14 protein-coding genes are annotated in these 14,560 nt (G+C 48.0%); 9 read left to right on the forward strand and 5 right to left on the reverse strand.

The window, feature by feature from the left end:
- The 5 genes from BLV62_RS11675 to hemH all read right to left on the reverse strand — a co-directional run bounded on the left by BLV62_RS11675 (window position 1) and on the right by hemH (window position 5,328).
- Window positions 1-1,392, reverse strand: a complete 1,392-nt coding sequence (locus tag BLV62_RS11675; RefSeq protein WP_211117873.1) for an NAD(P)(+) transhydrogenase (Re/Si-specific) subunit beta — start codon at window positions 1,390-1,392, stop codon at window positions 1-3.
- Window positions 1,393-1,407: 15 nt separating this feature from the next.
- On the reverse strand, window positions 1,408-1,719 hold the full coding sequence (locus BLV62_RS11680) for an NAD(P) transhydrogenase subunit alpha part 2 (protein ID WP_089761806.1): 312 nt from the start codon (window positions 1,717-1,719) through the stop codon (window positions 1,408-1,410).
- A 23-nt stretch (window positions 1,720-1,742) separates the two neighbouring features.
- Complete coding sequence (locus BLV62_RS11685) at window positions 1,743-2,870, reverse strand: Re/Si-specific NAD(P)(+) transhydrogenase subunit alpha (protein ID WP_089761808.1); 1,128 nt, start codon at window positions 2,868-2,870, stop codon at window positions 1,743-1,745.
- A gap of 62 nt (window positions 2,871-2,932) precedes the next feature.
- Complete coding sequence (hemG, locus tag BLV62_RS11690; RefSeq protein WP_089761810.1) at window positions 2,933-4,279, reverse strand: protoporphyrinogen oxidase; 1,347 nt, start codon at window positions 4,277-4,279, stop codon at window positions 2,933-2,935.
- A 14-nt stretch (window positions 4,280-4,293) separates the two neighbouring features.
- Window positions 4,294-5,328 carry a ferrochelatase gene (gene hemH / locus BLV62_RS11695; protein ID WP_089761812.1) on the reverse strand — a complete coding sequence of 345 codons (1,035 nt, stop codon included), beginning with the start codon at window positions 5,326-5,328 and terminating at the stop codon, window positions 4,294-4,296.
- A gap of 217 nt (window positions 5,329-5,545) precedes the next feature.
- On the opposite strand from hemH, the gene hemA reads away from it, so the two are divergent.
- From hemA to BLV62_RS11740, 9 genes are all read left to right on the forward strand, one after another.
- The gene (hemA, locus tag BLV62_RS11700) at window positions 5,546-6,799 is read left to right on the forward strand and encodes a glutamyl-tRNA reductase (protein ID WP_089761814.1); all 1,254 of its coding nucleotides are present in this window, start codon (window positions 5,546-5,548) and stop codon (window positions 6,797-6,799) included.
- A gap of 2 nt (window positions 6,800-6,801) precedes the next feature.
- Window positions 6,802-7,722 (forward strand): hydroxymethylbilane synthase, encoded by a 921-nt coding sequence (gene hemC / locus BLV62_RS11705; RefSeq protein ID WP_089761816.1) that lies wholly within the window; start codon window positions 6,802-6,804, stop codon window positions 7,720-7,722.
- On the forward strand, window positions 7,712-8,461 hold the full coding sequence (locus BLV62_RS11710; RefSeq protein ID WP_089761818.1) for a uroporphyrinogen-III synthase: 750 nt from the start codon (window positions 7,712-7,714) through the stop codon (window positions 8,459-8,461). The genes hemC and BLV62_RS11710 overlap by 11 nt, the downstream gene beginning before the upstream one ends.
- The gene (gene hemE, locus BLV62_RS11715; RefSeq protein WP_089761820.1) at window positions 8,458-9,486 is read left to right on the forward strand and encodes a uroporphyrinogen decarboxylase; all 1,029 of its coding nucleotides are present in this window, start codon (window positions 8,458-8,460) and stop codon (window positions 9,484-9,486) included. The genes BLV62_RS11710 and hemE overlap by 4 nt, the downstream gene beginning before the upstream one ends.
- A 4-nt stretch (window positions 9,487-9,490) precedes the next feature.
- Complete coding sequence (gene hemF, locus BLV62_RS11720; protein ID WP_089761822.1) at window positions 9,491-10,411, forward strand: oxygen-dependent coproporphyrinogen oxidase; 921 nt, start codon at window positions 9,491-9,493, stop codon at window positions 10,409-10,411.
- 27 nt (window positions 10,412-10,438) lie between these two features.
- Complete coding sequence (gene hemB, locus BLV62_RS11725) at window positions 10,439-11,410, forward strand: porphobilinogen synthase (protein WP_225889641.1); 972 nt, start codon at window positions 10,439-10,441, stop codon at window positions 11,408-11,410.
- A gap of 18 nt (window positions 11,411-11,428) precedes the next feature.
- Window positions 11,429-12,715: a glutamate-1-semialdehyde 2,1-aminomutase gene (gene hemL / locus BLV62_RS11730; RefSeq protein ID WP_089761825.1), complete on the forward strand. Its 1,287-nt coding sequence runs from the start codon at window positions 11,429-11,431 to the stop codon at window positions 12,713-12,715.
- 205 nt (window positions 12,716-12,920) lie between these two features.
- A complete protein-coding gene (locus BLV62_RS11735) occupies window positions 12,921-13,307 on the forward strand; it encodes a hypothetical protein (protein WP_139170124.1) in 387 nt (128 codons plus the stop codon).
- Window positions 13,308-13,437: 130 nt separating this feature from the next.
- Entirely contained in the window at window positions 13,438-14,553 is a 1,116-nt protein-coding gene (locus tag BLV62_RS11740; RefSeq protein WP_089761829.1) for an efflux RND transporter periplasmic adaptor subunit, read from the forward strand.
- Window positions 14,554-14,560 lie beyond the last annotated feature (7 nt).

Genomic DNA, 14,560 nt, shown 5'->3' on the forward strand with positions numbered 1-14,560 from the left:
CTATACCTCCTTTACGGCAGCTGCCAGATCCTGGAGCACTTTCCTGGCATCTCCGAACAGCATAGATGTTTTAGGCTGGAAGAAAAGTTCGTTTTCAATACCGGCATAACCGGGTTTCATACTGCGTTTGTTTACGATAACAGCTTTTGCATTTTCCACTTCCAGTATAGGCATACCGTATATAGGGCTGGCCGGATTTGTTTTGGCTGCGGGGTTCACCACATCGTTGGCCCCTAATATCAGTACCGCGTCGGCAGTTGCCAGCTCATTGTTGGCGTCTTCCATCTCCAGGAGTTTTTCGTAAGGGACATCTGCTTCTGCCAGCAGAACATTCATGTGCCCCGGCATACGGCCGGCAACAGGATGTATAGCATATTTAACGGTTACGCCCCTGTCTTCCAACAGCTTTTCCAGTTCATGCACCGCATGTTGCGCCTGTGCTACCGCCAATCCATATCCCGGAACGACGATCACTTTATTGGCGTAAGCCAGTACTACAGCCGTATCCGACAAACTGATCTCCCTGTAATGCCCTTGTTCCCCGCCTCCGCCGGCAGCCGCAGTAGCGCCGCCAAAAGAACCTATCAGCACATTTTTCAGGGAACGGTTCATGGCATTGCACATAAGAATGGTAAGGATAGTACCCGCAGAACCCACAAGTATACCGCCTGTCAGCATTACAGGATTATCGTACAGGAAACCGCCGCAGGCGGCGGCTACACCGGTAAAAGAGTTCAGTAATGAAATTACGACAGGCATATCGGCGCCGCCTATTGGAAGTACGAACAAAACGCCGTAGACCAGCGAAAGTGCGCAAATGGTGTAAAAGAGAGCGGTAACCGCAGCGCTGCTGAGTCCAGTGAACAGGAGGACAGACAAGATCACTATGGCGCCGAGAATAAGGAGGTTTACGATATGCTGCCCATTGAAAGAAAAGTCCTTTATTTTTCCCGCCAGTTTCCCATAGGCGATGATACTGCCCGCACAGGAAACTGCGCCAATCACCAGGCTTAGCAGCATGATCACGACCATGCCATCCATAAGGGGGTAGTGAGCAAATTCGATAATGGAGATCAGGGCGGCGCAGGCTCCTCCCATGCCGTTGAAAAGGCTTACCATTTCAGGCATGGCGGTCATTTTTACTTTGCGGGCTGCCGAAACGCCTGCAATGGAGCCAATGGCCAGGGCGGCGAATATCCAGCCGAGGTTGTGAAGCGGTTCGCCGTTCACCCTATACAGGAAAATGGTTCCGAGAATAGCCAGTAACATACCCGCGGCTGCTACCAGGTTCCCTTTGCGGGCGGTATCAGGGCGGCTTAACATTTTCAAACCCAATATGAATGTAACTGATCCAACCAGGTAGATGATCGATAAAATGCTGGAACCTATCATAAGCTAAACTTTATACTATTTCTTTTTGCCTTTGAACATTTCCAGCATGCGATCAGTAACCACGAAACCGCCAACTACGTTGATGGTACCCAGTATTACCGCCAGAAACCCGATGATGAGCGCCGGGATATTATCCGGTTCCGCTTTCCCCATTACGATAATGGCGCCGATGATCACTACCCCGTGAATAGCGTTAGCCCCGCTCATAAGAGGGGTATGCAGCACAGACGGAACCCGTGAGATCACTTCAACACCCAGGAAGATGGAGAGGATAACGATGTAGATCAATTCGGTATGCTGATGAAAAAAAGCCAGTAGCGTATCCATGGATCAATTGTTTATAAACTGAACTAAGCAGGTTGCAGCATGCTTTTCACCCGGTCGTTCACTATTTGTCCGCCGTGTGTGATGCAGGCACCTTTTACGATTTCGTCTTCAAACCTGAGAATTGCCTGACCGTCTTTATCCAGTATCAGTTTCAGGAAATTCAGGACGTTTTTAGCATATAGCTTGCTGGCATCTGCTGGCATGGCAGCCGGCAGGTTGGAGTTACCGATAATGGTAACGCCGTTATGCACTTTGGATTCGTTATTGACAGTAAGCGTAGTATTGCCGCCGGTGGCAGCTGCCAGGTCGATGATCACAGAGCCGGGTTTCATAGTATTTATCATCTCTGTGGAAATCAATACAGGCGCCGGTTTGCCGGGTATCTGCGCTGTAGTGATCACAATATCTGCTTTGGTTATGCTTTCGGCTATACGTTGCTGTTGTTGTTGCTTATAAGATTCACTTTGTTCTACTGCGTACCCGCCTGCCCTGGAAGCATCGGCGGCGCCTTCAACTTCCACGAATTTGGCGCCCAGGCTCATTACTTCTTCTTTCACCGCCGGGCGGGTGTCAAAGACTTCTACTACTGCCCCCAACCTTCTTGCCGTGGCAATGGCCTGCAAGCCTGCCACGCCGGCGCCTAATATGAGCGCCTTTGCAGGGGCAATACTGCCTGCAGCGGTCATTAACATGGGAAAATAACGGGAATAGGTATATGCCGCCAATAATACAGCTTTATAACCGGCTATGCTGGCCTGGGAACTGAGTACATCCATGCTTTGCGCCCTCGTGGTGCGGGGAATGGCATCCAGGCTGAAAGTGGTGATACCGTTGGCGGCCCATTGTTCCACCTCGGCGAGGCGATAGAGAGGTTGTAATATGCCGACCAGGATTTTTCCTGAAAGCGCGGGAAACAGGTTGGGTTCGGGAGGCTGAAGGGTCAGGATAATATCTGCTTTGGCGATGATCTCCGCAGCGGAAGTGATCACTGCGCCGGCCTCTGTATAGGCTTGATCGTTATACCAGGCGGCAGCGCCGGCATCCTGCTCCACCCACACGGTTACCGACATCTGTTGCAGTTGTTTTACCACTTCGGGCGTTAATGATACCCTGGTTTCGCCGTTTCTTTCTTTCAAAATTCCTGCGATCATCTGGTGGAGATTTATACTGGAATTTAAACAAAAAATGCCAACAACCCACCAAATTTCAACAGCTATTTTTTCTTCAGCGTTGCCGCAAGGGTAACCGCATCCTGCAACAATGCAGGAATAGCAACGCCCTGGAGATAATTTCCTTTGATATGAATTCCGGGATATTTTTTTTCGAATTGTGCTGCGGCTGCCCTTATTTCTCCATATCCGGCATTGAACTGCGGAATGGCTTTGTTCCATTTACGGAAACGCATCAACGTTGGCGGCGCCGTTAAGTTTAAAAGAGAGGTGATCTCCAGTTCTATCTTATCCTGCAATTCCTGGTCGCTCAACTGGTCGAAAAAATGTTCCTGCCTTGCTCCCCCGGTAAAGATCGTCAGCAAACTTTTGCCAGCAGGCGCTTTCTCAGGGAAAATAGCGCTGTTGCAGATAACGCCAAGGAAATGCAGGTTCTCTGCATGGGGCGCCAGGAACCCGAATCCTTCAATGGGGTTCGGCATTGCGCGGGTATCGATCCCCATATGCAATACTCCCATCCTTGGGTAATGAATACTGTTTAATCCGGCGGCCAGGCGGTCATCCAACGACCGGATCATAGCCGCTGCCTGGTAAGCCGGTGTGGTAATAACAACTGCGCCTGCATCGAAAGAGACTTTTGTTCCTTCGTGCATTGCTTCTACTTTATAGCCTCCGGCAGTTTGCCGGATTGCAGTTACTTCACAATTAATTTTTGCCGGCGTTTGCAGCAAAGCCGCCAGCCTGTCTGTAAGCGCCTGGTTGCCTCCGCGGAAACTGATGATCTTCCTGCCGCTCATTACGCCTTTTTCTTTCATCAGTCCCTTTGTTACGCTACCATAGGTCTTCTCCCATTTCGGCAACATGGGCAATACTTCTCCTACGCTCAGTTTATCGGGATTTCCTGCGTAAATACCCGATAACACAGGATCAAACACATAATCCGCAATCTCTTTGTTAAACCGCCTGCTGATAAACGCTGTTACTGTTTCTTCTGCGTTTGTAAAAGCAGGTTTCCTGAAACGTTCTGTAAACAAGCGCCATTTGCCGGCGCCACTGAGATAGGAAGATGATAAAATTTTAACGGGATGTGGAGAAACAGCATGCAATTGGCCATTGCGCACAAGGAACCGGTTTTTGCTGGCCGCCGAGGCTTGCATGATACTGTCTGAAAGTCCCAGTTCTTCAAATAGCTGTAAAATCTCAGGCGATGCGGCGATGGTATTTGCGCCTGCATCCATTTCAAAACCTGCTTCATGGAAAGAGGTCATTACTCCTCCTGCTCTTGAAGACGCTTCCAGCAACAGGTACGGCACCTGTTGTTTTTGTAACTGGTACGCGATAGCCAGCCCGGAAATACCGGCGCCTATTATCAAAACGGGTTGTTCAGACATATAAAAGAGTTTGGCTATTGTGCAATGATCTGCTCGCAATATTTAACCACTGCCTTCACCCACAACGGATGGATGTTCAGGCAGGGGATCATAGTGAAAGATTCGCCTCCGCTGTTGAGGAAAGTATGTTTTCCTTCCACTGCAATTTCTTCCAGTGTTTCCAGGCAATCGGATACAAAGGCCGGGCAAACAACCAGCAGTCTTTTCTTTCCTTCAGATGGCAAAGTTTCTAATACGTTGGCTGTATATGGTTTGATCCATTCTTCCCTTCCGAGCCTCGACTGGAATGAAATACCCCATTTTTCCCTGGGCAGTCCCAGTTGCCGGGCTACCAGTTCGGCTGTAACGGTCACCTGGTGCCGGTAACAGTATTTATGCGCCGGGGAGGCAACATGGCAGCAATCGTTCACTTTCAGGCAGTGCGCGCCGGTTATATCGCCTTTGTAGATATGCCTTTCAGGAACGCCGTGGTAGCTGAACAATACGTAGTCATAGTCCTGTTGCAGGTATGGACGCATACTTTCAGCCATTGCATTGATGTAGTCAGGCTCATCGTAGAAAGGAGGTATAATGGAAAGTTTGAATTTATATTTCTTCTTTTTGTGCACTTCTTCCGCGTATACAGCCGCTGTTTCGTATGACGACATGGCATAATGCGGATATAGCGGCAGCACTATCACTTCCTTGAGATTGGGATTCTCTTTCAACAGGTTATTGTAAGCAACTTCAGGGCTTGGATTCCCGTATCGCATGGCTATCTGCACAGGAATTTCCATATCGTTCTGCACTGCTTTCTGTAATTGTTTTGTCAGCACGATCAGCGGAGATCCTTCTTCCCACCAGATCGAAGCGTAGGCTTCAGCAGATTTTGGAGCTCTGCGCGGAACAATGATGCCTTCTATCAGGATCTTCCGAAAAAGCCAGGGATAATCGATCACTCTTTTATCCATCAGAAACTCTATCAGGTAACGCTTTACATCAGGTACCGCTGTTGAATCAGGCGATCCCAGGTTCATCAAAACTATTCCTACGTCAGATTTAGCTGCCATTTTGTATAAATTGCAGCAAAAGTAAAGAATAAAAATTTAGCAGTGAACACCCGGCTGCGAGCTTTAAATGTCATCTTATTGTAAAGGCAAAAACTGATAAAAATCATTTTTTCCTGCTATTAATTACCAGTGCCAGAAATGACACACTAATGACAGCCTAATACGCTTGTTTGGGGCGTAGGAAAGTACTTTTGCAACCGGAAGCTTATATTAGAACATGCAGGTCAGTCATTCAAAAGAAATAGCAAATTTTCATATTGTTGGCATCAACTATAAGAAAACCGACGCTGCTATCAGAGGATTGTTCGCCATTAATCCAACTCAGTATCAACAATTGCTGGCACGGGCAAAATCAGATGAATTAAACGATTTATTTGTTCTCTCCACCTGTAACAGGACTGAAGTATACGGATTTGCATCACATCCTGATCAGCTGATCGAATTGCTATCAAAGGAAACAATCGGCGAAAGAAGCCATTTAGATGAAATCGCATATATCAAATCCGGAGAAGAAGCTATCAGGCATCTTTACCAGGTAGGTACCGGACTTGATTCCCAGATCCTCGGTGATTATGAAATCATTGGGCAGATCCGTAGTGCCGCCAAATTTGCCAAATCGCACAACAGCCTGGGAGGATTCCTCGAAAGGCTGGTGAACAGTGTTTCACAGGTTTCCAAATTGATCAAAACAGAAACCGGGTTGAGTAAAGGTACCGTGTCCGTTGCTTTTGCAACCGTAAGGATGATAGAAAAAATCTGCCCGGACATCAAACATAAAAAAATCGTGTTGGTAGGCGTAGGAAAAATAGGCCGCAACACCTGTAAAAATATGATAGAATACCTGGGCGTGAAAGAGATCACCCTGATCAACCGCACCCTCCAGGTAGCTGCCGACTTTGCCGAAGAAAACGGGTTGCGCTACGCGCCATACGAACAACTGAGCGAAGAACTGGCAAAAGCAGATGTGATCCTGGTGGCATCCAATGCCCCGCATCCTACTGTTTTACCAGCTCATTTCACCACTTCAGCGCCTAAAGTAGTAATAGACCTCTCTATCCCCTTCAATGTTGATCCTGCTGTAAAAGAGCTGCCGCACGTTACTATGGTGAACGTAGACGAACTCTCGAAAGTACAGGACGAAACTTTGCAGAACAGGTTGGGAGAAGTGCCGAAAGCTTTATCTATCATCGAAGAGCACATGGAAGAATTCCTGTACTGGCACAAGATGCGTAAACACGCGGTAGTACTGAAAGCAGTGAAAGACAAACTGCAGGAGATACATACCCGCGAGATCCTCCAGCAAAAGAACGGGGATCATTACAACCTGGAAGATATTGAACTGGTATCTTCCCGCATCATCCAGAAAATGATTAATCTCATGGCCGGCAAAGTAAGAAAGGAAGCAGAGAAAAGCGACCAATACATTGCCATGATCAATGATATTTTTGAGACAGGAGTTAACCAGGACTAAACATGGATAAAGTTATCAGGATTGGCACCAGAGAGAGTCAGCTGGCCTTATGGCAGGCGCACCAGGTAAACAATCATCTTATTGCACAAGGCTATCGTACAGCCCTTGTACCTATCAAAAGTGAAGGCGATATAGATCTTGTTACCCCGCTGTATGAGATCGGCGTTCAGGGTATCTTCACTAAAAGCCTCGACCTCGCATTACTCAATAACCGGATCGATATAGCGGTACACTCCCTGAAAGATGTTCCCACTCAACTGCCGCAAGGAATTCAACAGGCTGCCGTTCTGGAAAGAGGCCCTGTTAAAGACCTGCTGGTATATAAAACCAATCCCGATTTCCTTCAGCAACCTGGTTATGTTGCCGCTATCGCTACCAGCAGCGTACGCAGGAAAGCACAATGGCTCCGCAAATACCCGCAACACCAGATATTCAACCTGCGAGGCAATGTGAACACCCGCCTGAAGAAACTGGCGGACGAACCATGGGATGGCGCTATCTTCGCCGCTGCCGGACTGGAAAGGATCAACGTACGCCCTGAAACTTCCATAGAACTCGACTGGATGCTGCCTGCTCCCGCACAAGGCGCAGTAGTAGCAGTTTGCAGGGAGAACGACACCTTCTGCCTGGAAGCCTGCGCAGCTTTTAACCACGCTCCTACAGCACTGGCCACACAAATAGAAAGAGCATTCTTACGCACCCTGATGGGCGGTTGCACCACCCCCATCAGCGCTTTTGCATATATAGAAAACAACACCGTTCATTTTGAAGGCGAACTTTGCAGCCTCGATGGATCTAAATTCTTCCAAACCTCCCGGAAGGCCGGAATAGACGATGCGAACAACATAGGATACGATGCTGCCCAGGAAATATTAGCTCAGGGAGGAGCTGAAGTAGTAGCAGAGATCAGAAATGCAAAATAAAACGTATCGCATATTATGTACAAGGCCATTATCAGCATCTCTTATTGAAGCTGCTACCAGCAATGGCATACAGGTAGAAGTAAAGGAGTTTATCCAGATACGACCGCTGATAGACGAACGCCTGCTGGGTACAGAAAACCTGCTCTCCGTTTTTGCACATGACGATTCCAGGGCACAGGTATTTACAAGCGCCAACGCAGTAAAAACGCTGGAATTCACCTACTTCAACCGGCCCGATACCTACTATGCGATAGCTAATATGCAGGTCTGCTGCATTGACGGCAATACATTAAAACAGGTAGAAAAGCATTTTCAAAATTGCAGGGTCCTGGCTACAGCCTCTTATGGCAAAGACCTGGCAGAAAAGATCCTGGCACTGCCACAGATCAGGGAAGTGAATTTCTTCTGCGGATCGCAACGCCGCGACGAATTACCAGGCATCCTTACCGCCGGCGGCATAAAAGTGAATGAGTATGTGATCTACGAAAACATACCTGTTCCGACAGTTGCCGGAAGCGAATACGACGGCATCCTGTTCTTCAGTCCCAGCGCGGTAAAAAGCTTTTTTTCCGCCAACCGCATACCGCCTGCTACCGTATGCTTCGCCATTGGCAGCACAACGGCCCGGGCACTGGAAGAACATACAGATAACAAAATTATTTCCAGCACCTATACAAGTGAAGAAAGTATGGTGCAAACAGCTATATTTTATTTTAACAACATTAACTGTTACGAATGAGTGCATTGAAGAACGACTTACTGCTCAGGGCCCTGAAAGGTGAAACTGTAGAACGTACGCCCGTATGGATGATGCGTCAGGCTGGCCGTTACCTGCCTGATTATATCAAACTGCGGGATAAATACTCTTTCTTTGAACGTTGCGAAAACCCTGAACTGGCCACAGAGATCACGGTAATGCCTGTAGACCAGGTAGGCGTGGATGCTGCTATTATTTTTTCTGATATCCTGGTTGTACCGCAGGCAATGGGACTGGAAGTGCAACTGGTAGAAAAAGTAGGTCCTCTTCTTCCTTCTCCTGTCAAAACAGCCGCAGATCTGCAACGTATCTGTGTGCCCGATGTACATGAACGTCTTCACTACGTTTTTGATGCACTGAAATTAACCAAACAAACCCTGGCAGGCCGGGTTCCGCTCATCGGTTTTGCCGGTGCGCCATGGACGATCCTCTGCTACATGGTACAGGGTAAAGGTTCCAAAACATTTGATGAAGCAAAGGCATTCTGCTACCAGCAACCAGCGGTAGCGCACCAGTTGCTGCAAATGATCACTGATACTACCATCGCTTACCTGAAAGCACAAGTTGCCGCTGGCGCCGATACGGTACAGGTATTCGATTCATGGGGCGGATTATTGAGCCCGCAGGATTTCGAAACTTTCTCTTTACATTATATCAGGCAGATTGTTGCTGAAATGAAAACAGTTTGCCCGACCATCATATTTGCCAAAGGCGCCTGGTTCGCACTGGAAGACATGGCCGCTACAGGCGCTCATGGATTGGGTATCGACTGGTGTATCAAACCAGCGCTGGCCCGCCAGTTTGCAGGCGAAAACGTGGCATTGCAGGGAAATTTTGACCCGGCAAAACTGCTGGCTCCTATCCCGGAAATTGAAAGATCAGTGAAAGAAATGCTGAAAGGATTTGGCCGCCAGCGATACATCGCCAACCTGGGCCATGGCATCCTGCCTAATGTACCGGTAGATCATGCCAAAGCATTTGTAGAAACAGTTAAAGCACACGGATAAGCAAATGGCTATAAAAGAAGAATTCATATCATTTATTCATGGGTTGCAGGACGAGATCTGCGCTGCCTTCGAAAAGATAGACGGCAAAGCAGTTTTCCGCGAAGATCCATGGCAACGGCCTGGAGGCGGCGGAGGTAAAACCCGTACCATCGCCAACGGGAATGTGTTTGAAAAAGGCGGCGTAAGCACTTCAGTGGTACACGGACTTCTGCCAGAAGCAATGGCACAGCAGTTTGGCGTCGGCAACAGCCAGTTCATGGCCTGCGGCATTTCACTGGTGATGCACCCGCTCAATCCTTTTGTGCCTACCGTGCATGCCAATTTCCGGTATTTCGAGTTATACAATGAGGACGGAAGGCTGAAGGACAGCTGGTTTGGCGGCGGAGCAGACCTGACGCCCTATTACATGGAAGAAGAAGACGGACGTCATTTTCACCAGACCTTCAAAGAAGCCTGCGACCAGTTTGGCGCCGATCTTTATCCTAAATACAAACAGCAATGCGATGAATATTTCGTGAACAGGCACCGTAATAACGAAGCACGCGGAATTGGCGGCATCTTTTACGATTACCTGCGCCCGAATGCCGACAGAACTGCGGAAACATTACTGGCATTTTCGAAAGCCAATGGGAACGCATTTCTTAAATCATATCTGCCTATCGTAGAAAAAACGAAAGATATGCCGTACAACGACCGGCACAGAAGCTGGCAGGCGTACAGGCGTGGCAGGTACGTAGAGTTCAACCTGATACATGACAGGGGTACCCTGTTCGGGCTGAAAACCAATGGCCGTACAGAGTCTATCCTGATGAGCCTTCCCCCTCTTGCCCGCTGGGAATATGATTTTCACCCGGAGCCAGGCAGCGAGGAAGCAAAGATGGTAGAGTTCCTGGTACCGCGTAACTGGATACAACACGCTGACTAATATATAAAAGCAAAAATTTTTATGGCGATGATCAGAAGAAACAGAATTTTAAGAGTATCTCCGGCCATTCGTGCAATGGTTGCGGAAACAATTTTAACGCCTGGCGATTTTATAGCGCCGTTATTTGTAACCGAAGGAGAGAATGTGAAGGAAGAGATCAGCTCAATGCCGGGGTACTTCAGGTATTCACTGGATCTTACCGTTAAAGAAGCAAAAGAATTGTGGGGCCTGGGCATTAAAAGTGTATTGCTCTTTGTTAAAGCGCCCGATAGCGTAAAAGATAATAAAGGAACAGAAGCAGTAAATCCCAACGGTTTAATGCAACGTTCTATCCGCGCCATCAAAGATGCGATCCCTGATATGGTTGTAATGACGGATGTAGCGCTGGACCCTTATTCTTCGTACGGCCATGACGGTATCGTGGAAGGTACGCAGATCGTTAACGATCCTACCGTAGAAGTGCTGGCCCGCATGAGCCTCAGCCATGCGCAGGCGGGAGCCGATTTCGTTGCGCCAAGCGATATGATGGATGGCCGTATCCTGGCTATCAGGAATATACTGGAAGAAAACGGGTTCGTTAATACAGGCATCATGGCTTACAGCGCCAAATACGCATCCTGCTTCTATGGCCCGTTCCGCGATGCGCTGGATTCCGCGCCGGGATTCGGGGACAAGAAAACCTACCAGATGGATTACGCCAATTCCCGCGAGGCTATCAAGGAAACCATGATGGATATTGAAGAAGGAGCGGATATAGTGATGGTTAAACCAGCTATGGCGTATATGGACATCATCAGCATCCTGAAACAACGTGTAACCGTACCTGTTAGTGCCTACCATGTAAGCGGCGAATATTCCATGATCAAAGCGGCGGCTGAAAGAGGCTGGCTGGACGAAAACAAGGCTATCCTGGAAAGTTTAACAGGTCTGAAACGGGCAGGCGCCGACCTGATCGCTACTTACTTTGCGAAGGATGCAGTAAAATTGCTGAATAAATAATTATCAAAATACACCAGGATGTACAGTAAAAGTGAAATGTTATTCGGGCGGGCCAAACAGGTAATTCCCGGCGGCGTAAACTCTCCTGTCCGCGCTTTTAAAAGCGTAGGCGGCATACCTGTTTTCATGGAACGGGCAAAAGGCGCCTATATGTATGATGCAGACGGTAATCAGTATATCGACTATATCAATTCCTGGGGGCCTATGATCCTTGGTCATGCTTACGAACCTGTTGTGAAAGCCATCCAGGAATATGCAACTTATTCCACTTCTTTTGGCGCTCCGACAGAACTTGAAATAAAAATTGCCGAGCTTATTGTTGGCATGGTGCCCAACATCGAGATGATACGCATGGTAAATTCAGGCACAGAAGCCTGCATGACAGCTATCCGTTTGGCGAGAGGATATACCGGGCGCAATAAATTTATCAAGTTTGAAGGCTGTTATCACGGGCATGCAGATGCGTTCCTGGTAAGCGCCGGCAGCGGCGTGGCTACCCTGGGCATACAGTCTGTGCCCGGCGTTACCGCTACTGTAGCGCAAGATACCTTAACGGCTCCTTATAACAACCTGCCGGCGGTAGAACAACTGGTAGCTGAAAATCCGGATGAGATTGCGGCCATCATTGTTGAACCGGTAGCCGGCAACATGGGCTGTATCCTGCCTCAGCCGGGCTTCCTGGAAGGATTACGCCAGCTTTGCGATGCCAATAACATACTGCTCATCTTTGATGAAGTAATGACCGGGTTCAGGTTAGCGAGAGGCGGGGCACAGGAGATCCTGGGCATCCGGGCCGACCTGGTCACCTTCGGCAAGATCATTGGCGCAGGCATGCCGGTAGGCGCCGTAGCCGGACCAAAAGAAATTATGGAACACCTGGCCCCTGCGGGGAAAGTGTACCAGGCAGGTACCCTGAGCGGCAATCCTATTGCGATGATCGCAGGTTATACATTGTTGCAGACACTGAACGACAATCCTATTATTTATCAACAATTGCAGGAAAAGTCGGACTACCTGGTGAAAGGCTTGAAAGAAGCCTTCGGATCTGCCGGTGTAGTGTATAGCATTAACCAGATGGGTTCTATGCTCAGCGCTCATTTCGCAGAATACCCGATCGTGGATTTTTCTTCCGCCTCAGGCGCTAATAATGAGCTATTCAAGCGTTTCTTCCATGCCATGCTGGAACGCGGCGTGTATTTACCGCCATCAGCGTTCGAAAGCTGGTTCATGAGCAATGCGCTTACAACAGAAGACCTCGATGCTACCATTGCCGCAGCAAAAGCCGCAATGAATGCTATTAAATAGTTAACAATTCAATCCTGTGCAGAGTGGAAAGGGCTAACCAAATATCAATTTTGGTCAGCCCTTTATCGGTTAAACGACCTGTGATACGCTGTCTTGCCTCATCTATTCATCTTACCGCTCACAACAAAGCAGTTTTGTACTAAGCAAAAATTATTAATTTTGTTGATCGATGGGTGAAAGCACTGTACATATAAAGCGTCGGATAATGGTTGCATTGTTGTTACTCCTGCAGTTCTTTGCAGGTGTAATACCAACGTTTGCAGCGCATCATCGCCTGCTGTTAACCGATCAGCTTAAAATACAGGCGGCCCAGGACAGGCTGCAAAAAGTCCTGCACAGTATTCCCATACACCTGGAAACAGATGATGATGGAATAGATGCATGGCACCTTGTCAAACACCGCCGCAAAACCCGCTACTATCTTTCTGCAACAGCGCCGCAGGTATCCGCTCCTACCCGGATCGTATATCTCGACTCTGATCTCGCAGCAAAAAGCCTTTACCAACCCGTTAATAAAACAGGAGAATACGGACGTCAAAAGTCCTTCCTTCCTGCCTATTATTCTTTCCTCTTCCGGTTCACACCATTCTGAACATTATTTAATACCGTTTATCGAACCTATTTGCAACTAACAAGGCCTGTTCCTCTTTCACGTTAAGGAGGGTCATAAGGTTATGTGTTTTCATCATTCCGTACACACGGGATCAATATCGTATTAAAATATGCATCAATATACAGGGATCATCGTATCGCTGGCCACGCTATTTATGGTTGGTTGTGCTGCCAAAGGAGAAAAGAATCACGAAGAAGATTTAAAAGTATTGCCGGTTACCACATTGGTAACAACCGATACTTCATTATACCGTAGTTACGTTACAGATATTGAAGCTGTACAAAATGTAGAAATCCGGGCCCGGGTAAATGGATTTCTTGATAAGATCTATGTAGATGAAGGACAGGCAGTGAAGAAAGGACAACTGCTGTTTGGCATCAGCGATGCAGAGTACAGGGCCGAACTGGCCAAGGCAAAAGCAGTGCTTACCAGCCTGATTGCCGAAAGCAGATCTGCTGCACTGGAAGCAGAAAGAGTTAAACTATTAGTTGATAAGAAAGTAATTGTCGCTTCCGAACTGGAAGTAGTAAATTCTAAACTGGCGGCTGCCCAGGCTAAAATAGAAGAGGCCCGCTCAGCCGTTGCCAACGCAGAAATGCATTTATCTTTTACCAGTATCAGGGCGCCGTTTGACGGAGTGATAGACCGCATTCCTCTGAAGAAAGGAAGCCTGATCACTGAAGGTACGCTGCTCACCAGTGTTTCAGACACGCGTGAAGTGTTTGCCTATTTCAACGTTTCAGAAACAGAGTATTTACAATACAGTAAATCAATTTCCAAATCACCTCATAATCAACAGGTTTCCCTCGTACTGGCCGATGGTACAAATTACCAGCATCCCGGCCAGATCGAAACTGTAGAAGCCGAATTTGAAGAAAATACCGGCTCTATAGCCTTCAGGGCTAAGTTCCCTAATCCATCCGGTTTATTGAAACACGGGGCCAGCGGAAAAGTAAAACTCACCACGGCGGTAGACAGCGCCGTGATCATTCCTCAGAAAGCAGTTTTTGAAATGCAGGACAAGAACTACGTTTTCGTGGTAGATGCTTCCAACAAAGTGAAGATGAAAAACTTTATCCCGCAGGCGCGCTTTGCACATTTCTATATCGTAGAATCAGGCCTCGAACCTGGCGAACGTATCGTGTGCGAAGGGGTACGTAATATCCGCGACGGCATACAGATCTCGCCCCGCAAAGTACCGATGGATAGTTTACTCAGATTATAAACAGAGG

Origin of the sequence: Chitinophaga terrae (ex Kim and Jung 2007), from assembly GCF_900107795.1 — a bacterium.
GTDB lineage: Bacteria > Bacteroidota > Bacteroidia > Chitinophagales > Chitinophagaceae > Chitinophaga > Chitinophaga terrae.